Origin of the sequence: Halobacteriovorax sp. JY17, assembly GCF_002753895.1 — a bacterium.
In the GTDB taxonomy this organism is placed as follows: Bacteria; Bdellovibrionota; Bacteriovoracia; order Bacteriovoracales; family Bacteriovoracaceae; genus Halobacteriovorax.
On sequence record NZ_NJER01000002.1, the window covers coordinates 330,563 to 352,489 of the forward strand.

The 21,927-nt window shown below is 35.9% G+C and carries 20 protein-coding genes; 14 read left to right on the plus strand and 6 right to left on the minus strand.

Annotated features, from left to right (window positions below; all coding sequences use genetic code 11):
• Window positions 1-5 precede the first annotated feature (5 nt).
• Genes CES88_RS09915 through CES88_RS09925 form a run of 3 tightly spaced genes read left to right on the plus strand, consistent with a single transcriptional unit; the run spans window position 6 to window position 2,550 of the window.
• Window positions 6-824: a helical backbone metal receptor gene (locus CES88_RS09915; protein WP_290733890.1), complete on the plus strand. Its 819-nt coding sequence runs from the start codon at window positions 6-8 to the stop codon at window positions 822-824.
• Window positions 824-1,594: an ABC transporter ATP-binding protein gene (locus CES88_RS09920; protein WP_290733892.1), complete on the plus strand. Its 771-nt coding sequence runs from the start codon at window positions 824-826 to the stop codon at window positions 1,592-1,594. Before CES88_RS09915 ends, CES88_RS09920 begins: the two co-directional genes overlap by 1 nt.
• A complete protein-coding gene (locus CES88_RS09925) occupies window positions 1,591-2,550 on the plus strand; it encodes an iron ABC transporter permease (protein WP_290733894.1) in 960 nt (319 codons plus the stop codon). Before CES88_RS09920 ends, CES88_RS09925 begins: the two co-directional genes overlap by 4 nt.
• Window positions 2,551-3,160: 610 nt before the next feature.
• On the opposite strand, the gene CES88_RS09930 is transcribed toward CES88_RS09925, so the two are convergent.
• Window positions 3,161-4,720 carry a methyl-accepting chemotaxis protein gene (locus tag CES88_RS09930; protein WP_290733896.1) on the minus strand — a complete coding sequence of 520 codons (1,560 nt, stop codon included), beginning with the start codon at window positions 4,718-4,720 and terminating at the stop codon, window positions 3,161-3,163.
• A gap of 170 nt (window positions 4,721-4,890) precedes the next feature.
• On the opposite strand from CES88_RS09930, the gene CES88_RS09935 reads away from it, so the two are divergent.
• From CES88_RS09935 to CES88_RS09970, 8 genes are all read left to right on the plus strand, one after another.
• Window positions 4,891-5,358, plus strand: coding sequence for a hypothetical protein (locus CES88_RS09935; protein ID WP_290733898.1), 468 nt, complete (start codon window positions 4,891-4,893; stop codon window positions 5,356-5,358).
• Window positions 5,355-5,858: a hypothetical protein gene (locus tag CES88_RS09940; RefSeq protein ID WP_290733900.1), complete on the plus strand. Its 504-nt coding sequence runs from the start codon at window positions 5,355-5,357 to the stop codon at window positions 5,856-5,858. The genes CES88_RS09935 and CES88_RS09940 overlap by 4 nt, the downstream gene beginning before the upstream one ends.
• Window positions 5,859-5,867: 9 nt before the next feature.
• Complete coding sequence (locus tag CES88_RS09945) at window positions 5,868-6,542, plus strand: class I SAM-dependent methyltransferase (RefSeq protein WP_290733902.1); 675 nt, start codon at window positions 5,868-5,870, stop codon at window positions 6,540-6,542.
• Between the two features lie 43 nt (window positions 6,543-6,585).
• The gene (locus CES88_RS09950) at window positions 6,586-7,296 is read left to right on the plus strand and encodes a hypothetical protein (protein ID WP_290733904.1); all 711 of its coding nucleotides are present in this window, start codon (window positions 6,586-6,588) and stop codon (window positions 7,294-7,296) included.
• A 122-nt stretch (window positions 7,297-7,418) separates the two neighbouring features.
• Window positions 7,419-9,053, plus strand: coding sequence for an ABC transporter substrate-binding protein (locus CES88_RS09955; RefSeq protein ID WP_290733906.1), 1,635 nt, complete (start codon window positions 7,419-7,421; stop codon window positions 9,051-9,053).
• 38 nt (window positions 9,054-9,091) lie between these two features.
• Window positions 9,092-10,132, plus strand: a complete 1,041-nt coding sequence (locus CES88_RS09960) for an ABC transporter permease subunit (RefSeq protein WP_290733908.1) — start codon at window positions 9,092-9,094, stop codon at window positions 10,130-10,132.
• Window positions 10,129-11,154 carry an ABC transporter permease subunit gene (locus CES88_RS09965; RefSeq protein ID WP_290733910.1) on the plus strand — a complete coding sequence of 342 codons (1,026 nt, stop codon included), beginning with the start codon at window positions 10,129-10,131 and terminating at the stop codon, window positions 11,152-11,154. Before CES88_RS09960 ends, CES88_RS09965 begins: the two co-directional genes overlap by 4 nt.
• 166 nt (window positions 11,155-11,320) lie before the next feature.
• Window positions 11,321-13,330, plus strand: a complete 2,010-nt coding sequence (locus CES88_RS09970) for a hypothetical protein (RefSeq protein WP_290733911.1) — start codon at window positions 11,321-11,323, stop codon at window positions 13,328-13,330.
• Here CES88_RS09970 and CES88_RS09975 read toward each other — a convergent pair.
• Window positions 13,327-14,388, minus strand: a complete 1,062-nt coding sequence (locus tag CES88_RS09975) for a trypsin-like peptidase domain-containing protein (RefSeq protein WP_290733913.1) — start codon at window positions 14,386-14,388, stop codon at window positions 13,327-13,329. The two genes, CES88_RS09970 and CES88_RS09975, sit on opposite strands and share 4 nt — an antisense overlap.
• A gap of 118 nt (window positions 14,389-14,506) precedes the next feature.
• Here CES88_RS09975 and CES88_RS09980 point away from each other — a divergent pair, with 118 nt between their 5' ends.
• Window positions 14,507-15,406, plus strand: coding sequence for a phosphatidylserine decarboxylase (locus CES88_RS09980; RefSeq protein WP_290733914.1), 900 nt, complete (start codon window positions 14,507-14,509; stop codon window positions 15,404-15,406).
• On the opposite strand, the gene CES88_RS09985 is transcribed toward CES88_RS09980, so the two are convergent.
• Window positions 15,396-16,166 (minus strand): endonuclease/exonuclease/phosphatase family protein, encoded by a 771-nt coding sequence (locus tag CES88_RS09985; protein WP_290733915.1) that lies wholly within the window; start codon window positions 16,164-16,166, stop codon window positions 15,396-15,398. The genes CES88_RS09980 and CES88_RS09985 overlap by 11 nt on opposite strands.
• A 135-nt stretch (window positions 16,167-16,301) precedes the next feature.
• On the opposite strand from CES88_RS09985, the gene CES88_RS09990 reads away from it, so the two are divergent.
• Window positions 16,302-16,640 (plus strand): hypothetical protein, encoded by a 339-nt coding sequence (locus CES88_RS09990; protein WP_290733916.1) that lies wholly within the window; start codon window positions 16,302-16,304, stop codon window positions 16,638-16,640.
• A 10-nt stretch (window positions 16,641-16,650) separates the two neighbouring features.
• Window positions 16,651-17,130, plus strand: coding sequence for a hypothetical protein (locus tag CES88_RS09995; RefSeq protein WP_290733918.1), 480 nt, complete (start codon window positions 16,651-16,653; stop codon window positions 17,128-17,130).
• Here CES88_RS09995 and CES88_RS10000 read toward each other — a convergent pair.
• Genes CES88_RS10000 through metH form a run of 3 tightly spaced genes read right to left on the minus strand, consistent with a single transcriptional unit; the run spans window position 17,125 to window position 21,927 of the window.
• Complete coding sequence (locus CES88_RS10000; RefSeq protein WP_290733920.1) at window positions 17,125-17,766, minus strand: hypothetical protein; 642 nt, start codon at window positions 17,764-17,766, stop codon at window positions 17,125-17,127. The two genes, CES88_RS09995 and CES88_RS10000, sit on opposite strands and share 6 nt — an antisense overlap.
• Window positions 17,756-18,205: a hypothetical protein gene (locus tag CES88_RS10005; RefSeq protein ID WP_290733922.1), complete on the minus strand. Its 450-nt coding sequence runs from the start codon at window positions 18,203-18,205 to the stop codon at window positions 17,756-17,758. The genes CES88_RS10000 and CES88_RS10005 overlap by 11 nt, the downstream gene beginning before the upstream one ends.
• The gene (gene metH, locus CES88_RS10010) at window positions 18,205-21,927 is read right to left on the minus strand and encodes a methionine synthase (RefSeq protein ID WP_290733923.1); all 3,723 of its coding nucleotides are present in this window, start codon (window positions 21,925-21,927) and stop codon (window positions 18,205-18,207) included. The genes CES88_RS10005 and metH overlap by 1 nt, the downstream gene beginning before the upstream one ends.

The window sequence follows — 21,927 nt, forward strand, 5'->3', positions numbered from 1 at the left end:
AATATATGTATAAAGTAATTATTCTATTCCTTCTCACTCTTTCAAGCTTTGCTGGAGAGAGAATTGTTAGCACCGTACCAAGCCTTAGTGAGACACTCTATGAACTTGGTCTAGGTGAAGAAGTTGTCGGAGTGAGTAGCTATTGTCTCTTCGACAAAGAATTTTGCAAGCGTCCCAAAGTAGGAACTTCTCTCGACTTTAGCTATGAAAAAATTCTAAAGTATGGCGGTAAGACTGTTCTCTTAAGTAAGAATACAAATAAGACACAGCTAAGTAATTTACAAAAATTAAATATTGAAATAATTCTTCTAAAACATGATCGACTTTTAGATATTTATGACTCAATCCAATCACTTGGAAAGCGTTTTAAAAAAGAAGAAAGAGCAAAGGAGATGTTAGATCTATTGGATAAATCATTTCAAGAGGAGTTTCTTAAGTCTAAGAAGAGAAATGTCCTATTTCTTATATCTACTGAAGTTAGAGATGGGAAAATTGTCAAAATTCAAGCAGTAGGTGCAAAGAATTTCTATACAGATATAATGGATAGAATAGGATTAAACAATATTCTAAAAGAAAGCACTGTAAGTTTTCCCGAATTAGGACGTGAGAAATTACTCTCTCTGGATTATGATTATATTATCGAAATTTTTGGATCTCATAATAAAGACAGTCTTAATAAGAAAAAGAGTGCTTGGAATGATTTACTAAAGTATAGAGAGAAGAAATTTGAATATATTCCTCTTGTTGGTGATTATCTTTATATTCCTGGACCTTCAGTTTGGAAAACTGCAAAAGAGATTAAGAAGAGTTTAGGAAGAAAATAATGCTTGTTATAACTAATTTATCATTAACAATTGAAAGAAAGGAAATATTGAAAAATATCAATATTGATTTTTCAGATGGTGGGCTAGTTACAATCCTTGGTCCAAATGGTTCAGGTAAATCAACTCTTATAAAGTGTATTACCGGAATCTATGATAATTGGACTGGTGAAATACTTATTGATGGAAGAAGTATAAGAGAGTTCTCAGTTATTGAGAGAGCTAGAATTATTTCCTATGTGCCACAGTTCTTAGAAGTCTACGCCAATTATACTGTGTGGGACTTTCTAGAGATGAGTTACTATCCTCACCTTGATAATTTAAGAAATTTAACGTCTATAGAGCTTAAGAGAGGACTTGAAATCTTAGAAAAGTTTGAACTTCTAGAGCTGAAGGGACGTTCTCTTTCTACGCTTAGTGGAGGAGAGAGGCAGAGAGTTTTTATTGCAGCCTCTGTGTTTCAAAAGCCAAAGTTACTTCTCTTAGATGAACCTACTTCTTTCTTGGATCCAAAAATTCAAGATGATATAAATAAAATTATCTTTTCTTTGCAAAAAGAGATGAGTGTTATTCTTGTATCTCATGATATCAATTCTTCCCTGATTAATAGTGAGAGAATAATAGGTTTAAAAGCGGGGACGAATTTTTTTGATGGCACTCCAAAAGAGATCATTAATAAGAGTCATCTAGATCAATTATTTGATAAGTCTTTTAAGTTAATTAAACATCCTTACTCTGATTTAGAAATTATTGTTCCTGAGGTTTTTAAATGAATATTTTAAAATTCTCTCTATTATTTATTCTTATTATAATTGTTCTAGGTTTATCTTTGGCCATAGGTCCTGGGCACTTTCAGTTTGATGATAAAATCTTTCTAAATGTTCTCTGGTCTATTAGGCTACCACAAGTTCTAATGTCTTTCTTAGTTGGAGGTTTACTTTCTCTTAGTGGGTTACTTTTTCAAGCGATGTTTAAAAACTCTCTGGCGACTCCTTATACACTAGGTGTTGCAAGCGGAGCAGCTTTAGGGGCTTCTCTCTATTTTACTCTTGGATTAAGTTTCACTCTTCCATTTATTAATTCAGTAAGCATTTTTAGTTTTCTAGCCGCACTTATATGTGTTCTCTTGGTTTATACAATGGCGATAAGAAATGGAAGGGTCAGTACTCACTCTCTTCTACTTTCAGGAGTTGTTCTCTCAATGGTTTGCTCAAGCCTAATTCTCTTTCTCCAATTTCTTGGACATGAAAGAGATGCTCTCCTTGTCGTAAGGTGGTTGATGGGTGGATTAGATATTGTAGGCTATGATTCTATCGTAAGATTATTACCTATTGCTCTGCTTGCTCTGGTTTTTTCAATTTTGAATGCGAGAAAACTTAATATTATGTACCTAGGTGATGAAATGGCAATCACTAGGGGAGTGGATATTTTTAAGTTTCGAAAACTACTTTATTTACTCAATTCTCTTGTGGTTGCAATGGTAGTGGCTGAATGTGGTCCAATCGGTTTTGTGGGGCTTTTAGGGCCTCATATGGCTAAGAAAATCTTTAGTCATAAACACCAATTATTAATCCCATCCTCATTTCTCTTAGGTGGATTACTTCTAATGATTTGCGACCTTCTCTCTAGAAATATTATGTCTGATACTCAACTACCTGTTGGGGTAATGACCGCTCTACTGGGTGGTCCATTTCTCTTATTTCTTCTTTCTAGGCCCTCGAAAGTTTGAGTAAAAGAGTTGTAAGATTTTTGGAAGAGTCAAAAAAATGTCAATTCTAGGTTACTTTTGACACCTCTATTTCTTAATTATTTAAGCTAGTTAAATTATCTTTGTGGAGTTTTCTTCACAATTGCTTATGCAAGCTTCTGTGATTTGGTTTGGCCAGAAAATGTAAGAAGAGCTTATTGCTCACTATTTATTAAGTAGGGACAAAATGGCGATGACTAAAACTATGAAATCATGAACAACTTAAAACTGCCCCTATGTTTCGTAGGGGCAGTTTGCCACTCAGAGTACTTTTTTGACATCTCTACTAGGGAAAAACTTGGCATCACTATTGCTATATATACAGTAAGAGTAATCAAGGATGAATACTCGAGAATATCATGGAAGATAAAGCCGATTTATGAAGTTTCTACGGATGGAGACATAGTAGTAAAAAGGTCAGTTAAGATTCACAGGAAGTGAATTAAAACAAAAGAAAAAAGAGTTCGATGATCCTGACTTTTCCCTCTCTCTAGCTAGGAAAAATCAACTCACCAAAAGTATTGGTACCCGAAGACCTGATGATAGAAGTAACTTAAATAAACAGTCTATCGGGTACCTTTCTTCACTTAAATTAAGCCACTAATTTCTTCAATTCTTCAATACTACCTTCAAGACTAACAGCAACTCCAATTAACTCTTTAGAAGACTCTTCAACTTGATGAGCACTCTTTGTTGTGAGTTGATTAGCACTATCGATTTCTTGAACCGCAGAGTTGATTTCACCCACACCTGAGCTTTGCTCTTGTGAAGCGGTTGCGATTTCATTAGTTGAGTCAGTTACCTTTAAGAACATTTGATCAATTTCTTTTAGAGTTTGCTCACATCTCGCAGAAATATCTAATGTTTGAGTAATAATTTCTTCACTCTTTTTCACGGCACTACTTACTTCTGATTTTGAATTTTCAATCATTGAAGAAATATTGGTTAAACTCCCCTCTAGAAGGGCTGAAATTTCATTGGCAGAGTTTCCACTCATATGAGCAAGATTACCAACCTCTTCGGCAACAACTGAGAATCCCTTCCCATGTTCACCAGCTCTTGCGGCTTCCACTGAGGCATTGAATGAGAGAAGCTTCGTTTGAAAAACGATATCGTTGATGACACTTGTTTTGTCTTGAACGTTGTTGAATACACCTAGGATTTCTTCAAATCTCTTGTGATTATTATCTACTTTTTGAATGAGCTCACTTGATGCTTTATTCATATCTTGAACTTTCTCAGCAAGGTTTAAAATTAATTGCAGACCCTTGTCGAGCTCTCTCTTTCCTGTGTTGACTAGGTCAGCACTTGAGACAGCAGTTGATGTATTCTTATTAACCATTTCAGAAATTTCATGAAGTGATGAAGAAGTCTGAGTAACACTTGCTGATTGTTGTTGTGAAGCAGAGGCAAGTTCTGTGGCCCTTTGACCTAGAAGGCCAGAGATATTGTTAAGAGTTGAACTTTCATGAGTCACATTATTAATTGTATTTTCAATTTTCTGTTTAATACTTCTTATGAAGTAGAAACTTAGAGCAATTGTAAAGAGTAGGCACCCTCCAAGAATAGAGAACATGGAAATTTGAGCTTCATTGTAATGGTCTCTCGCCAAATCAAAATCTTTCTTCGCCTTTGTTTGAATAACTTCTTGAAGAGCGTCGAGTTTATTTCTACTCTCTTCAAAAGCAGGTCCTGTTGTGTGTAAAGAAGTATTAATTAGACTAACTATATCTCCTTGGTATCCTTGCTCTGTTAAAGGCATTGAGGTATCGCTTATATCAGTCCATTCTTTATATTCTTTTTTAAATGCAGAGATGAGTTCTTTCTCTTCTTTAGACTGCGCAAGGCTTTCGTATACACTAAATCTTTCAATTACTTGTTTTCTATTCTTGTAATATTCTTTTACCTGAGCTTCTTTTTGCTCGCCAGTTAGGCTTGAAAAGAGAAGTGTTCTCTCCGCAACAAGAGATTGTTGAAAATCTCTATCTGCCTGGACGAGGTTATCAATCGATGGAAGGCTCTTTGAGAAAACTTTGTCGAGTTCTGAGTTGATACTACGTAGACTAAAATAGCTAATAGCACAGATGACTACTTGAAAGACAAATAGGAAAGAGACAAGTGTGATAATTTGGGTTTGAATTCTTAATTTCATGATTAGCAATCCTCTAATTTATTATTACTAATAACTATTCGGTATTTTTTAAGAAACTCTAACGTTAAATTTTCCTTAAGATTAATATCCTCTCTAGGCAAAATATTCTAGTTCATCAAGATCTCCCTCGTGATCTATAAATTCCCTCTAAATACTCCGAAGAGATTATTATGATGAACTCAAACCGAGAAATATTTATATTCTACTTAAAAAATGACAATCAAATGTCAGAGAGCTATTTCTATCTAGCTGATTTATTTAAGAACTATGGAATATCCTTAGTTCCTGTAAACCTTAAAGAGCTAAAGGATATTAAGCATAATAATAGAGAATATGTCATATCTGTAAGCTCAAGTATTAAGAAGTACGGTAACTTTCTAAGGGCCCGAAAGAATTTCTTAGACCATATGGTCCTTGCTAAGAAGTTTTGCCTCTTTGATATCTCTAGCTTTGCTATGGCCGATATTGCAGCTAAAGGATTTAGAAATAAGTCCTATCACTATTTTCAACTACCTGTTGAACTCAAAGAAGTGGTAAAATTAATAGCACTATCAATTTACGAAGATAGAAGAACAAAACTAACGTGGCCAGGGGGAGTGAGATCAAAGCTTCCTTCTGATGTCGGGAGAAGTATGTGAAAATTAGTCAGGAACAAGTTGTCTCCCGTCTCATTACTTTAATAAGACTTGATGCAAAGAATCTCTTTGAGAGAATCAAAAAAAGAGAGATTGAGTATCTGACGATTTTTTCTCTAAAGCGCACACGTTCCCATTTTCCAGCTGTATTTAGATCGAGATATAATAAAGTGGGAATCGCTGATTTAAAATTTCTCTCACCAGAACTTCTCGTTGTTCTCGATGAATTCTATGAAACTGTCGATAAGATGGAATGGTATCTAACTTCGACTGAGGATATGCCTCAAACTGTTGATGACAGAGTTCACTTCTTTATTAAAGACCTCCAAAGAAAATATGATCTTCTTATGCTCTACTTTGATGGAGAAACTGAAGATGAAATGGAACCCCTTCCTGTAGAAGATGAAGAGATGAATATGTCGGGAGAATTTCAACTTGAAGAGTCTGAAGATAACTTTGAGGAATTATCTGACGAGGTTTTAAATGATCTCACTTCGAGTTAGAATAGTTCTATGTTAAAAATCATTTTTATTATCTTTGTTTTTTCAATTCCTTCTTTTGCTAGGCAAGCAATCTCTGGAAATAGATATCAACTCCTCTCTGGAGTTAGAAAACAAAAAGAAAGTATGCAGTTCTGGGATAAGAAATTCTCTGGCGAGGATTATCTCTACGGGAAAACACCCGCCAAATTTCTATCTGAAAATTACGGATATATTCCACTGGCTTCAAAAGTCCTGGATGTTGGAATGGGTGAGGGGAGAAATACTGTTTTTCTCGCGAGAAAAGGTTACAACGTAACAGGTGTTGATATTTCTGCAATAGCTGTAAGAAAAGCTCGTCGTTTAGCGGCCGAGCACGGTATTCGCATTAATGCTGTTGTTTCATCGATGGAAGGTTTTAAAGGTGAGAATAATTCTTTTGATGCTATACTTGTTTTCTACTACGTTGATAGAGCTTTAAACGAAAAATTAGTCAAATGGCTAAAGCCCGGCGGAATATTAATTTATGAATCACATACCAAGAAACAAAAGACCGTCACGGGGAGCGAGAAGTATGAAGACAAGTATCTTTTAAAAGAACTTGAACTTCTAAAAATGTTTCCAGACCTTAGAGTTTTAAAATTTGAAGAACCTCTTCATCAAAAAGAATTCACTAGCTCTATAATTCTACAAAAACCTATGAGTTAATTTCCTACTATCTGAAAATTATTATTTGAGAGATAATAGTATAATGAAAATTATTATATCTATTTTTCTAGTATTTATTTCGTACCTTTCTCATGCGCAAAGTAAAGTTGAAAATAGCAGTGAAAGTAGAAAGATGAGTGAGCAAGGAGTTTTCTCTGGGAGAGTTTCTTACCTCCGTGCTGAGGCTAATCTTGTTCGTATAAAAGTTGATTTCGAAAATGTTAAATACTTAAATAAGAAAGATAAGGTAGAGTTTTGGGATCAACATAATCCAAGTTTTCACTGCAAAGCCTACGTTGCAGGGAAGAGTAGTGTCTATCTCCTCATGAAAATTCCCAATATGGAGGATTGTACCTCTAGAGTCTCACTTGGAGCTGGAACTTATTTACAATTCTTTAGCGAAGACCTCGAAAACAATATCAGAATGGGAAAAGAGTTAATTGAGATCTTGGTTAAGAAGAAAATGGCGCTTACCAGCAAAATCCTATCAAGAAAGAAACAATTGGATAGTCATATCGAAAAAGCTGACGCGGTGAATGGTCGTTATCAGGTGCTACGCGACAAATTAGAAGCACAGTGGAGAAATGAATTGGCCGCTCTTGAGGAAGATAGGCTAGATGCCCTTAGGAATTACAAAGGCTTGGAAGTGAGAATCAACGAAATTGATTTTAAACTACAAAAATATAGAATTTCTGATGAGAATTTGACCTTAGATAGATGGTCATTAGACCCCCGATTATTCTACAAGAAGTAATATTAATCTTCTTAAAAAAACCATAGAAATTACATATTTAAGTGTAAATTTGGCGCATGTTCCTTAACATTTCAGTCAAGATTATATATGCTCTGGCAGCCAATTAAAGCAAAGGATAAGAAATGCTAACGACAAAGAAAATCATTGCGATACTTACTCTCGCAGTTTTATCGATCTCTACTCTCGCAGTTGGAAGTCCAAAGGCCGTTAAAGGTGGAACTTTTAAGTACAACCTTGGTCAAGCTCCTACGACATTAAATCCATTATCATCAACAGATGCGTATGCATCATCTGTACAGGCTTATATAATTGAAGGCCTTGCTGATAGAAACCCTGAGACATATGAGTGGCAACCACTGCTTGCAAAAAGCTGGGAAATCTCAAAAGATGGAACAGAATATACTTTCACTCTTAGAGATGGAGTTAAGTGGCACGATGGAAAACCTTTAACAGTTCAAGACGTAAAGTTTTCTTTTGATGCTATTGTTGATCCAACAAATAAATATAAGACTGCACAGATTAAGCCTTATTACGAGAATATCGCTTCAGCGGATATAATCGGAAAAAATAAAATCAAGTTCGTAGCGAAGAAGAAATATTTCAAGAACTTTGATGTTGTCGCAGGGCTTTCAGTTGTTCCAAAGCATATTTATGAAAACCCAACAGAAAAACAACAAAAGAAATTAAATAAGACTTTAATTGGAACAGGTCCATATAAACTAGATGGATATAGAAGAGGAAAGCATATCACTCTAACTAGAAATAAGAGCTGGTGGGGAGCTAAAGATTCTAAGAGAGCAAAAGAATACAACTTTGGAACTATCTTAATGAGATTTGTTAAAGATGGTACGGTTGCTATTCAACGTCTTCAAAAAGGCGATCTAGACTTTAATGGTCTTACTGTAGAAGAATATGAAAGAAAAACAAGTGGTCCTCAGTGGGGAAAATCTGTTTTTAAAGTAAAGACTCAAAATAAAGCACCTACTGGTTACGGTTTCATTGGCTGGAATTTAAAAGATAAATTATTTAAATCAAAAAACGTTCGTGTTGCTCTTTATCACCTACTTGATAGAGAGAAGATGATTGAAAAATTTCGTTTTGGTATGTCTCTACCTGCGACAGGGCCATTATATGTTCAATCAATTTATGCAAACGAAAAAGTTAAACCAATTCTTTACAACCCAAAACTTGCTCTTAAACTTTTAAGAAAAGAGGGATGGGCCGATACAGATAAAGATGGAATCCTAGATAAAATGATTAATGGTCAGAAAGTAAAAATGTCTTTTACAATTCTTGAGCCGAATCAGGAATTTGTTAAGTATCTAACAATCTATAAAGAAGATGCGAAGAAAGCTGGTGTTGATATCAACGTTAAGTTTGTTGAATGGAATACGTTCATTAAGAAACTTGATGAGAGATCTTTTGAAGCTGTTAGACTTGCATGGTCTGGAGGATCAATCGATTGGGACCCTAAGCAAGTATGGCACTCAAGTTCTGCCACAGCTTCTGGATCGAACTTTATTTCTTACTCAAACCCAAAAGTTGATAAGCTAATTGATGAGGCGAGAGTTGAGCTTGATCAAAATAAAAGAGTAGTTCTTTTAAAAGAGGTTTATAAGCAAATTGCTGACGATGTTCCGTACGCATTCTTTTTCAATGAAAAATACAGATTCTATGGACACTCTGACAGATTGAAGCGTGAAAAGGATACTTACCAATTTGATCTAGGTTTAAATTACTGGTGGATCAAGAAGTAAGTTGATTGTTTTTAAGTTGAAGTGGATAGGAGTTAGAGTTGTTTAATTATATCTTAAGAAGAATACTGCTGATGATCCCCGTTTTACTGGGGATTACAGTAGTTACATTTGCCATTATAAATGTTGCGCCAGGTTCTCCAATTGAGCAGAAGATTCAGCAAATGCGTTTTGGTGGTGTTGGAGCTGATGGTGGTGGTAATGCTGGAATGAGTAATTCTAGTAAAGACAGTGCTATCAGTGAAGAAGTTTTAGATGCTTTAAAAAAGCAGTACGGATTTGATAAGCCTGTTCATATTAGATATTGGATTTGGTTGAAGAATATTTCAAAACTAGACTTTGGAGAGTCCTTTACTTACGAAGAGCCTGTCCTGGATGTTGTCTCTAGTAAATTTCCCGTGTCTTTGCAATTTGGTATTGTCTCTCTCTTAATGTCGTACCTGATTTGTATTCCGTTAGGAGTGATCAAGGCCATAAAGAATGGAACAAAGTTTGATATGCTCTCAAGTGTTGTACTGTCGGGAATGTATTCAATTCCTGGATTTATGTTAGGTATTATTTTAATTGTTTTCTTGGCCGGTGGAGCATTTCTTGAGTGGTTTCCTGTCGGAGAGCTTTATTCTGATGAGTACTACGATATGACTCTCTGGGAAAAAGTTCTTGATAGAACTCATCACTTTATTCTACCTCTTATCTCATACATGATTAGCCAGTTTACAGTTCTTACACTTCTTATGAAGAACTCTCTTATTGAAGAGATTAAAAAGGACTATGTTAGAACGGCGAGAGCAAAAGGGCTAAGCGAGAAAGTCGTTTACCTAAAGCATGCTCTTAGAAATGCTCTTATTCCAATTGTTACTGGAATAGGTTCTTTCCTCGCAGTTTTCTTTGCAGGTTCACTTTTAATTGAAACAATTTTCCAACTAGATGGGATGGGGCTCCTCGGTTATCAATCTCTATTAGAAAGAGATTATAATGTAATTATGGGACTTGTGTTTATTCAATCGCTCATAATGCTTGTCGGTAACCTTATAAGTGACCTTTGCTATGTTCTAGTTGATCCAAGGATAGATTTCTCATGATTGAAAAGCGTATAAAGAATGAACTTACTTTAAAGAGATGGAAGCGTTTCAAAAAGAACAAACCTGCAGTAATAGCGGCTATCGTTTTTGTTGTTTGTTTAATTTTAACTTTTACAGCACCATTAATTGCCAATAGTAGACCTCTGTATTTGAGCTATAAAGGGACGAGTTATTTTCCTATTTTAAAGCAATATCATCCAACAGAGTTTGGAATTAAAACCACTCTTATAATGAATTATAGAACTTTAAAATTATCTGATGATGATTCTGTCATTTGGCCTATTATTAAATGGAATCCAAATGAAAGTAATTCAGCAGTTGATTACTATCCCGCACCTCCGAGTACCGATAATATTATGGGTACTGATGATAGAGGTCGTGATGTATTCACAAGAGTTCTCTATGGATTTAAATTTAGTATTGTCTACGCGGTTGCGGTTTGGTTTATTACTTTCTTAATGGGTGTCGTCGTCGGTGGAGTTAGTGGATTCTTCGGTGGAAGAGTTGATATTCTCACTCAGAGAGTGATCGAAGTTTTAAGTACTGTTCCTCAATTCTTTTTACTAATTATCTTAATCGATATTTTTAGTCCTTCCTTAGGTATGCTAATAATTATTTCTTGTCTATTCTCGTGGATTCCGATTAGTTACTATGTAAGAGGCGAGTTTCTTAAAAATAGAAAGAAAGAATTTGTTGAGGCCGCAAGAGGTATGGGGTCAAAAGACGGAAGAATTATTTTTAAACATATTCTTCCAAATTCATTGTCTCCAATAATTACTTTTACTCCATTTGCTATATCAGGGCATATTATGGGACTAGCTTCTCTTGATTATCTAGGTTTTGGTCTTCCAGTTCCAACACCTTCATGGGGAGAACTTCTTGCTCAGGCGCAGAAAAATTTCACAATCGCTTGGTGGCTTGCTGTTTACCCAGGTCTTGCTCTTGCTATCACACTATTTCTTCTTGTTTTAATTGGAGACGGTGTTAGGGATGCGATGGATCCAAAATTGTCTGAAAACTAATACTTTCAATATCTTAAAGGGCCCTCAGAAGGCCCTTTTTTCATAGAAATCCCTTAATTTTATTTTAAGTAATTCCGATAAGATAGACGTGAGAGTTTATTTAATATCATTCCTATTATTCATTTTAGGCCTTGGGGCCAGCGCAAATACTTGTGAAGAAAAAGTATTGAAAAAGTTTAATAGTGACTTTCACAATTACCTTACAGATCAGTTCAAAGAAAATTCCAACTTAGAATTATTTAAAACAATTGGATTCCTAGGGAAGTCTACTCCTGATGGTTTTAGAATGGTTTTGAATCTAAGTCTTAATGGGCTTGCAAGTTCAGACACCTTAAAAAGCTTTAATGAGTCGGTCGAGAATTTTATTGAATCAAAGGCGAGGTTTGGGAAAGACTTCGGAGTAGAAAAGGATCACTTCTTTTTCTATCCAAAAGATGATGAACTTCCATGTTTAGAGGAGAGCCTGTTCTTGGACAGTACTCCCGCTCTTTGCGCTGTCGAAGAAGTAAGTTTCAAAGAAGGCAAGATTGAAGAATTGAAGTCTTTTTTGGACGGTGTCTTTGAACATATTGCTCAAATGGAGCTCAGAGAAGTTGATTCTAACTCTTTCTCGATGACAAAGAGTATAGAAGTCTCAATAAAAGAAGAGCTAATAAGAAATGATGATGTAGAGCTTAAAGTCGTTGGTGGAACTTGTGATATGGGTGCATCACTTAAGAAGAACTTTTCTTGCACAATCATTGGTGGAGAGAGGATGACTTTAAAGCTTCGAGTGGGAGAGCTTGAGGACGAATTAGTATTAACGGTTAGTCCAAAAACAAAGTACAAGCTAGAAGAAATTAAAGACCGAAAGCATGTATATCAAGTAAAGAAATTAGCTCTACAGAAAGCTGAGGAAGTTTTAGCAGCGAGTGATTTATCCATAGAGTCCGGAAACTGTGTGATTGGTGAGGGGAATACAATTGTATGTGAGCCTTCTTCTGAAACATTCACTTTAAGTGTTGTTCCTGAGGGAAATCCTGCAGAAATTCTTACTGCTGTAATCTCTCCTGTTGATGGATTTGAATTACGTGTTAAGTCTGATGATGATTCTCAATATAAATTAATTTCGGCCCATGTCTTTCTTTCGGGAGAAGAGAGTGGTGAGGAATTAGCAAAAGTTAGTTTTTCTGAAAATGAGAACTGTACTTATATTTCTTCAAAGAGAAAAATTCTAAAATGTAAGAAGCTCTTGACCCCATATTCTGTGAGCGCATTGTATACAGGAGTAGAGAAGATTGAGAAGAGTGTTGAAATTGGATCATTTGAAAAGTTTACTTTGAAGGTGATTTCTGACGAGATAAGCTCTCTTACTCAGAAGGATAATGTTTTAGTTCTCGGAGACGGCTTAGAAATAACGCCCTCATCATATAAAGACCTTCTTTTGAAAATAGAAATAAAGAAAATAGCAAAGAATAAAGTTACTTATAGTGAAGCAGAGGGCTCTATTCTTTCTGAAAAAGAGAGAGAGGAATATAAATACTCTGTAGAGTTAAGTCATAATTCTAAAATTAGTGACGTAAAAGAAGTTATTGTTGGTAAGTATGTTGCCGGAGACAATTACTTCTTTGATATTATTAAAAAGAACAGACAGTGCCACTTTAAGCTTATGAAGATTCAAGGTACTGATGAGTTTAAATCAATAGGACAAGAAGAGTTTCTAAAAAATATGATGGAAGTAAAGGTTCAATCAAGGAAATCGAGCTGTTCAAGTGTTCAAAAAACAAAGGATTCAATCCAAGTATTCTGTTCACTAAGAAGGGATAAACTTCAAGAAAGAGTTTCAGTACAACTCTATAGCAATGGTCAGCAGGTAAGATCGGTAAATTGTCTTCTTTTAAATGAGAACTATGAAGATGAGGAAGAAGATGATGATGATCGTTCAAGAAATTTTTCAAGCTCTAGTGGTAGTAGTTCTAAGTTTGCAGACACAATTAGTGATTCTTTTTCAAAAGCTTTTCCAAGCTATATGAATTCAAGGTATCAAACGCAGCAGCCATCGTATTATAATCCTCTCATGTATAATCCTCTCATGTATAATTATGGATATAATCCTTATAGCGCATATACCCCAGGCTATTATCAGAGCCCAGGGCTTTGGAATACAATGTATATGTTTAATCCAGCTACTTATTAATTGTCATTAATTGGAATTAGCTTAATCTCTTTTGTGATAATTTTTCCGTCTCTAAGAATATCTGCTTTTACAATATCACCAACTTTATAATTCTCAAGAACGTGATAAATGTCGTCGATTGTATCAACCTTCTTCTTATCAATGGCGAGAATAATATCTCCGGAGTAATGTCTTCCATATTGATCTCTTGTGAAGCCTTGCACACCGGCCTTTCCTGCGCCTCCCTCTGGGTCTACGTAGAGAACAACTATTCCTTTACTAATACCTAGTCTTGCTTTTTGATACTCACTCGCTGGGCCTATTCCAATACCTGGTCGAGTCACTTTTCCATTTTTGATTAAGTCTGGAACAACTCTTTTAATAATATCAACAGGAACGGCAAAACCAATTCCTGCGCTCGATCCTGACTTACTATAGATAACTGTATTCATTCCAATTAATTGACCCCTTGAGTTTAGAAGTGGTCCCCCAGAGTTTCCTGGATTAATTGAAGCATCTGTTTGAATCATTCCATAAATTTTAACATTTCCGATTCCCATGATTTTTCTTTCTAAGGCTGAAATAATTCCACTCGTAATGGTATGGTCAAGTCCAAATGGATTCCCAATGGCCATAGTTTTTTGTCCAACCTTTAATCCCTTTGAGTCACCAGAACTGATAGGATAGAGGTCTTTTGGTCTCTCAATTAATTTTAAAACTGCTATATCTTTGTTACTTACTTTTCCGACGAGTTTCGCTTTATATTGCTTCTTATCTCCGTGAAAAGTTATAAGAAAACTGTCACCACCTTCAATCACATGGTAATTTGTAATAATATGGCCAGACTTATCCCAGACAAAACCTGTTCCTGCTCCAACAGGAATGTCGGTGGCGTCATAATCAAAGTAGCTCCTTCGCGCCTTCTTAATATTGGTGACGTTAACAACGCTTTTAACAGTATTTTCAAAAACAGAGACAGTATTCTTTTCATCTTCTAAAAGAAGCTTGTCGTCCGAGGAAAATACTGTGTTTGAAAGTGATAATAATAGAATAAAAAAAACGGTTTTAAAGCTTTTCAAAATTGTTCTCCATGTCTTTTACTTTAGTTGCTCGACTTCCTATATATAGATATAATGAATTTCGATTCTAACAGCAAGAAAGCTTTGCGTAAAAAATTTGTCAACTGGGAGAAAAGCCTTGGAAATTCAATACTTTAATAGAGGTACTCAAAATGTGGAAGTTGAGAAAGTCTACGGTGACGGAGGGGTAAAATGGTTATACCAGTCGGCCATTGGGAAGCTTCTCTCTGGATTACTGGTAAAAGCTCCTATAAGTATCATTTACGGAGAGCTGCAAAGCTTAGCAATTAGCAGATTAAAAGTCCCTGGGTTCATTAAAAACTTCAATATTAATATGTCTGAGTTTGTTGCTGAAGAAGGTAGAAGTGAACTAGATCCTTATTCAAGTTTTAATAGCTTCTTTATTAGGGCCTTTAAAGAAGGTGCTAGAAAATTTGTCTCTGAAAAAAATAGAATGCCTGGTTTTAGTGAGGCGAGATACTTCGGTTATGAGAGTATCACTGATGATAAATTAATTCCTGTAAAAGGAAAATTCTTAAATGCGAAAGAGTTACTTGCTAATACAAAGTGGGAGAGTACTTTTGCTGATGGTCCATTACTTTTAGCAAGATTATGTCCTGTTGATTACCACCGTTATCACTTTCCTGATAATGGAAAAGTCTTAGACCATTATAGAGTTGGTGGACTTTATCATTCTGTAAACCCAATTGCTCTTAGAGAGAAACAGGATATTTTTTCAACCAATGTAAGAGAAGTGACTGTCATGGAAACTGAAAACTTTGGAAAAATTGCTTACGTTGAAGTTGGGGCAATTTGTGTTGGGAAAATAATCCAAAGCACTGACTTAACAACATTTAAGCGCGGTGAAGAGAAGGGATACTTTCTCTTTGGTGGATCAACAGTCATTGTTATTGGTGAAAAAGGTAAGTGGAAACCATCAAGTGATATTTTAGAGTACACAGCAAAAGGTACAGAGACTTATATTCAATTAGGTGATGAAGTCGCAGTTAGTAATTAAATTCAGCAAAAACAGGAAAGTGATCTGAAGGATAAATTTCTCCTTCATGATCTTTTCTAATTTCTATTGATCTTGCTTGGAAAATTTTATCTGCAAGAATCCAGTCAATTCTACAGCCGTTATCATGTGTGCCATCAAATTTATGAAAACTTGTCTCTTCCGCTTTTCCTAGAAACTCCCATGGATCGAAGAGATTGGACCATTCTTTAGAAATAACTTCTCTAACACTTTCTTTAGGGGATTCGTTGAAATCTCCTGTTAGTATTATGGGAAGGCTAAGGGAGTTGAGCTTCTTTATTTCTGTAATCAGAACTTGGATTTGTTCCTTTCTCGTTTTTCCTAGTACATGATCTAGGTGTGTATTGACGTAGAAGAAATCCTTGCCAGTTTCTATGACTCTTGCTTGTATCCAAGTACAGAGCCTTGGAAAGGCCGATTCAAAAGATTTTGATCCAGCTTCAAAAGGTGTCTGACTAAGCCAAATATCTCCACTGTCGATAACATCAACTTTTTCTGAATTTACAAAAATACATGGATACATTCTTTCTTCAATCCAGTCTCTATTTAGATCTATGAGCTTGTGATTGGGAAGGAGGCTTTCTAGGTTCTTCAGTTGAGGCTCTCGTCCTTCTTGAGTGCCAAGGATATCTGGAGTGAAGTCGTTGATCAAGCGAGAGAGAAGTTCTCTTCTACCTGACCAGTCATTGGGACTATCTCCTGGATTATCAAATCGAATATTAGCACTTGCGACTTTTAACATTTGGAACCTAGTGTTTCTAAATCAGAACATTAGATTAAAGGTTATTGAATAAACAATACTTTAGCAAATGATAATATTGGCCCTTCTCTTGCTTAGTCTAAATGTAGCTGAAATCACTACTTACGGGAGATAAAAATGGATGATTACAAGAAATGTGAAAAGAGTATTTTAAGTCAGTATATGGGCCTTTTTGAGAGACCAACAATTATTCAACTCTCAAAAGATTCGAGAATTCAAAAAACTCGCTTATTTAGACTTATGAATGGAATTGATATGAAGCTATCCGAGTACTTAATTTTAAAGGATAGAATAAGTGCTCTTACTAACTCAAATTCTAATATTGAATTATTAGCGAAGGAGTGTGAGTTAGAACTCAGTGCTCAAGAAGTTCTTGATCTCTCAAAAGTAATGAGCAGGAAATTAAGACAGAGAAAATTAGAAATATCAATTCAAGAATTTTCCATTGCAGCGTAAGGAGGGCATTATGGATTTACTATTAACAGAGAGAATGGTTTTAGAAGCAATTGCCGATCAGGGAAGAACAATAGAAGAAATAAGCGAGAGTACAGGACTAAAGAAAGTCATTATAAATAATATTCTTCCTGAATTTCTTATGAAAAATATTATTCAATATAAAAATAAGAAATACTCGTTAGATAGAGAAACAAATCCCAATTGGATAAGAGAAGTGAATCGCCCAGAGAATACAAGGCTAGAGCTTAAGGAAATACTTAGTTCAAGTGTATCTTTAGTCGAAAGTGGAACATCACTTAATTTGAAGAAGCTTTACTTGAGTGAGTTTGAAGAAAAGCTTTTGAGTATTGAATTAGAAAAAGTTGATAAGTTAATTAAAGACCTTCAGAAAAGCACGAAAGAAAGAGGTAGAGTTAAGGATATGAAAATCGTTTATTGGGGTTACGCTGGGTATGGCGAAATTATTGAGGCGCAGGCGTCAAGTCTATAGGTGTGAAATAGTTATTTCTCGTTGAATAGACCTTAAAAGATCAAGAGCATGCACGGCATCTTCTTCGGTGAACCCCGCCAATCCACAAGCAGGAGCTAGCCAACAGTCCATCACATAATTTCTAAGAGGAGTTTTCCATTTAGAAAAATTTTCACAAATTTCAATTCTTCCTCTATGTGTACTAATCACCCCTATGACTGGGGTGATTTTCTTTTTTATTAGAAAAGAGAGAAATTCATCTGGGTTGTTTATTAAATGAGCATCAAAAGAGAGATGTGTAATTTCTAGTTTTTCTAATTTAGAAATCTCAATACTGTTGCAGCAGTGTAGTCCAATTTTATTCTTACCAGTAAAGAGTTTTTTAGGATCATCTATAAAGTGAATTTGATTTTCATTGATATTATTCTCTAGTTGATGAAAGGACTGTGTTTTAAATTTCTGAGTGTCGCCAATTTGCTCGATAAATTTAGGAAAGCAGAGAAGCTCATGTATACTTTTAATTTTCTCAGAATCTTCTAATTTAGTAAGTTCTGGAAGAAAAGGAATATCAAATTTTAAAGAGAAGTCGATTGCTTCTTGAATGCTTGTATGTGGAAGACTCCCAATACCTGTAATAGGAAGTAAATTATCCCTCATAATCATAAGTTGTGAGCATATCTTTTAAAAGTAGAGTTAAGTTATGTTTAATATCTTTGTTTTCTGGAGACTCTGAACAACAAGACAAGTAACCAAGAAGAGTAGGCCAAGGAGTTTTCCTCTCTCTTTCATCTAGCCAATTAGAAAAGAATTCAATGGCGTCAATCCATTCAGAAAGAGAATATTGAGAATTATCTACAGAGCTAAAAAGCACATTTACGGCTTGGTGACCATTTGGGTTTGATCTTGTAAATCTGTAAATGAGCTTGGTAATTGTGCTAAAGGATTGTGGAGTAGAGCTCGCTTTTGCGATCTTAGAAAGCTCACAGTCGGTCAGGTCTCTCGCATGGATACTTCCTCTGGCCGTTTCAATACATTTAAACCAGAGGTCTTGTTCAGAGTTTTTAAAATTAATAATCGCTTCTAACTCTTGATTCACTAATCCTCTGGGTTATATCCTAAATTTGGAGCTAGCCATCTCTCGACCTTTGAAATCTCCATATCTTTTCTCTTAGAGTAGTCCTCAACTTGATCTTTTGCAATTGGACCTAGGGTAAAGTACTTCGCCCCTGGGTGACAGAAGTACTGACCAGATACTGATGAAGGAGGATTCATAGCGCAATTTTCAGTTAAGCTTACACCAATTTCTTCTTCAGCTTTTAGTAGATGCCACATAATGGGCTTCTCTGTGTGATCTGGACAAGAAGGGTAGCCTGGAGCCGGTCTAATCCCACGATACTTCTCTTTAATGAGATCCTCATTGCTGAAACTCTCTTCTTTTCCGTAGCCAAATTCGTCACGAATCACTTTGTGCATATATTCAGCAAAGGCTTCTGCAAGTCTATCTCCAATGGCCTTAACCATGATGGAATTATAATCATCGCCTTTGTCTTTATAAGTATTAGCAAACTCTTCAACTTCGTAGCCCATTGTCACGACAAAGTTGCCAAGGTAGTCAATTCTGTCAGATTCTTTAGGAGCAATGAAATCTGAAAGACAGAGATGAGGATTGTGCTCAGACTTTTCTTTTTGCTGTCTTAAGTAATGAAAAGTTTCTAGCACTTTTCCATCTTCATCATAAATTTCAACATCATCGCCAATTGAATTCGCTTTATGGATTGAAACAATGGCCTTAGGTGAGAATCTATTCTCAGCAATAACTTTATCTAAAATGAGTTTTGCATCTTTGAATAATGATGTTGCTTGTTCACCGTATTTATCATTGTTTAATATTTTTGGATAAGTTCCTTTTAATTGCCATGTCCAAAAAAGAGGTGACCAATCAATATAAGGAACTAGTTGCTCAAGAGTAATATCTTCGTATTTCTTTATTCCCGTAAATGAAGGAGTCGCAATCTCCTGCTTTTCCCAATCACAAATAAATTTCCACTCTCTAGATTGTTCAAGCCCTACAAGCTTTGTCTGATCTTGCTTTCCTAGATCAAACCTTTCTTTTAATTTTCTTTGATGCTCTTTTAAGTCTTTGGAATAAGCTCCAACAGTTTCTGGATTTAGAAGTTTAGAGCAAATTTCAACGACTAAAGAAGCATCTCCAACTTGCGCCACTGGCCCTGAATAGTGGGGAGCAATCTTAATTGCGTTGTGGGCCTTACTTGTTGTGGCACCACCAATCATGATAGGACAATTGAAACCAAGACGCTCAAATTCTTTTACATTATGAATCATCTCATCAAGTGAAGGAGTGATCAGACCACTCATTCCAATAATGCTCGCTTCGTGCTCTTTTGCTTTTTTGATTATTTCTTCGCAGCTTACCATGACACCTAGATCAATGACTTCATAACCATTACAGGCAAGAACAACTGCTACAATATTTTTTCCAATATCGTGAACATCACCTTTTACCGTGGCAATGACAAAAACGCCTTGCTTTCTAGCATTAGCATTATTTCTTCTCTCCTCTTCCATAAAAGGTTCAAGATAGGCAACTGCGGCCTTCATTACTCTTGCTGATTTTACAACCTGAGGAAGGAACATTTTCCCTGAACCAAAGAGTTCCCCAACAACTTTCATTCCCTCCATTAGAGGACCCTCAATAACATTGAGAGGAACACCTAGCGAAGCTCTCGCTTCTTCAGTGTCAGCTTCAATAAAAGTCGTAATTCCTTTAACAAGTGAATGAGTCATTCTCTCTTGAAGAGTTCCTCGTCTCCATTCGTCATCTCTTACATCTTTCTTCTTTCCTGTTCCTTTAATTTTCTCAGCGTGATCCACTAATTTCTCAGTGGCCTCTGGAGATCTATTTAGAAGAACATCTTCAACAAGTTCTAAAAGTGTAGGTTCAATATCTTCATAAACACCGAGCATTCCGGCATTTACAATCCCCATGTCGAGTCCTGCTTTCACAGCGTGAAAAAGGAAAGACGAATGAATAGCTTCCCTTACAAGATTATTGCCTCTAAAAGAAAAAGATACATTTGAAACTCCACCGCTTGTTAGAACTCCAGGACAAGTGGCCTTAATTTCTCTAACTGCTTCTATAAAATCAACAGCGTAGTTATTATGTTCATCAATTCCTGTGGCGACAGTGAGAATATTTGGATCAAAGATAATGTCTCTTGGATCAAAGTCTACAACTTCTGTTAATATCTTATAGGCTCTCTGGCAGATGCGAACTTTATCGGCCTTATCTGCTGCTTGTCCTTTTTCATCAAAGGCCATAACAACTGTTGCGGCACCATAGGCCTTAATTAGTCTTGCCTGTTCAATGAATTTCTCTTCGCCTTCTTTAAGTGAAATGGAATTAACAATTCCCTTTCCTTGCATACATTTGAGACCCTCTTCGATTACTTCCCATTTTGAGCTATCAATCATTATAGGGACTTTGCAAATCTCTGGTTCAGCTGCAACGAGGTTCATGAATTTAATCATACAAGCTTTTGAATCGAGAAGACCTTCATCAAAATTTATATCAATAATATTGGCACCATTTTCAACTTGTTGTCTTGCTACTTCAAGAGCGGTATCAAAATCACCATTCTTAATAAGTTTTGCAAAGCGCGGAGAGCCGGTAACATTCGTTCTTTCTCCAACCATATAGAAAGGGTGATTCTCACTCTCTCTATCAATATAAAGAGGCTCAAGTCCTGAGAGATTCATAACCTCTTTTAGATGAGGTCTCTTTCTTGGAGGTTTATTTTCTATTTGTTCTCTAATGGCCTTAATGTGTCCAGGAGTTGTTCCGCAACACCCACCTACTAAGTTTAAAAAACCTGAGTCGGCATAATCTTCTAAGAATGTCGCCGTGTCTTTAGGAAGCTCGTCATAGCCAGTGTCGCTTAATGGATTAGGAAGTCCAGCATTTGGATAACAACTTGTGTAGCAATCAGAGATTTGAGAGAGACGATCCATATAAGGTCTCATCTCTTTTGCTCCAAGAGCGCAATTTATCCCAACACTTAAAGGGTTTGCATGTCTTACTGAATTCCAGAAGGCTTCAATGGTTTGTCCTGAGAGTGTTCTTCCGGAAGCGTCAGTGATTGTCACAGAAAGCATGACAGGAACTCTGTAGTCGAGTTCATTAAAGAGCTTGTTGATAGCGAAAATAGCGCACTTAATATTTAATGTATCAAAGGTTGTTTCTGGAAGAAGAATATCAGCTCCACCTTCAAGAAGAGCTTTAGCTTGCTGATAGTAATTTTCAACGAGCTCATCGAAAGTCACTGCTCTATAGGCAGGGTTATTTACATCCGGTGACATCGAAGCTGTTTTATTAGTAGGGCCTAGAGCTCCTGCAACAAAACATTTTCTAGAAGGGTCTTCTTTCATCATTTTATGGCAAGCTCTCTTTGCAATACGAGCAGACTCAACATTTATTTCATATGCTAGATCTTCTAAATGGTAATCAGCTTGTCCAATTCTTGTTGCACTGAAAGTATTGGTTTCAATAATATCAGATCCTGCTTCGAGATATTGGTAGTGAACCTCTTCAATTATGTCTGGACGAGTAAGAGAGAGAAGATCATTATTACCTTTTAAAGAAGAAGGGTGATCTTTAAAGCGTTCAGCTCTAAAGTCTTCTTCTTCTAATTTATATTGCTGAATCATTGTTCCCATCGCACCGTCGAGAAAAACAATTCTTTTTTCTAAAAGGTCGAGTAGATCATTTCCTGCTTGCTTGTAAGGCTTAAGTTCAAACAC

What these genes read in the sequence shown, in the direction of transcription:
- CES88_RS09915 (WP_290733890.1), top strand. Translation starts at nt 6, where the DNA reads ATGTATAAAGTAATTATTCTATTCCTTCTCACTCTTTCAAGCTTTGCT.
- CES88_RS09920 (WP_290733892.1), top strand. Translation starts at nt 824, where the DNA reads ATGCTTGTTATAACTAATTTATCATTAACAATTGAAAGAAAGGAAATA.
- CES88_RS09925 (WP_290733894.1), top strand. Translation starts at nt 1,591, where the DNA reads ATGAATATTTTAAAATTCTCTCTATTATTTATTCTTATTATAATTGTT.
- CES88_RS09930 (WP_290733896.1), bottom strand. Translation starts at nt 4,720, where the DNA reads ATGAAATTAAGAATTCAAACCCAAATTATCACACTTGTCTCTTTCCTA.
- CES88_RS09935 (WP_290733898.1), top strand. Translation starts at nt 4,891, where the DNA reads ATGATGAACTCAAACCGAGAAATATTTATATTCTACTTAAAAAATGAC.
- CES88_RS09945 (WP_290733902.1), top strand. Translation starts at nt 5,868, where the DNA reads ATGTTAAAAATCATTTTTATTATCTTTGTTTTTTCAATTCCTTCTTTT.
- CES88_RS09950 (WP_290733904.1), top strand. Translation starts at nt 6,586, where the DNA reads ATGAAAATTATTATATCTATTTTTCTAGTATTTATTTCGTACCTTTCT.
- CES88_RS09955 (WP_290733906.1), top strand. Translation starts at nt 7,419, where the DNA reads ATGCTAACGACAAAGAAAATCATTGCGATACTTACTCTCGCAGTTTTA.
- CES88_RS09965 (WP_290733910.1), top strand. Translation starts at nt 10,129, where the DNA reads ATGATTGAAAAGCGTATAAAGAATGAACTTACTTTAAAGAGATGGAAG.
- CES88_RS09985 (WP_290733915.1), bottom strand. Translation starts at nt 16,166, where the DNA reads ATGTTAAAAGTCGCAAGTGCTAATATTCGATTTGATAATCCAGGAGAT.
- CES88_RS09990 (WP_290733916.1), top strand. Translation starts at nt 16,302, where the DNA reads ATGGATGATTACAAGAAATGTGAAAAGAGTATTTTAAGTCAGTATATG.
- CES88_RS09995 (WP_290733918.1), top strand. Translation starts at nt 16,651, where the DNA reads ATGGATTTACTATTAACAGAGAGAATGGTTTTAGAAGCAATTGCCGAT.
- CES88_RS10000 (WP_290733920.1), bottom strand. Translation starts at nt 17,766, where the DNA reads ATGAGGGATAATTTACTTCCTATTACAGGTATTGGGAGTCTTCCACAT.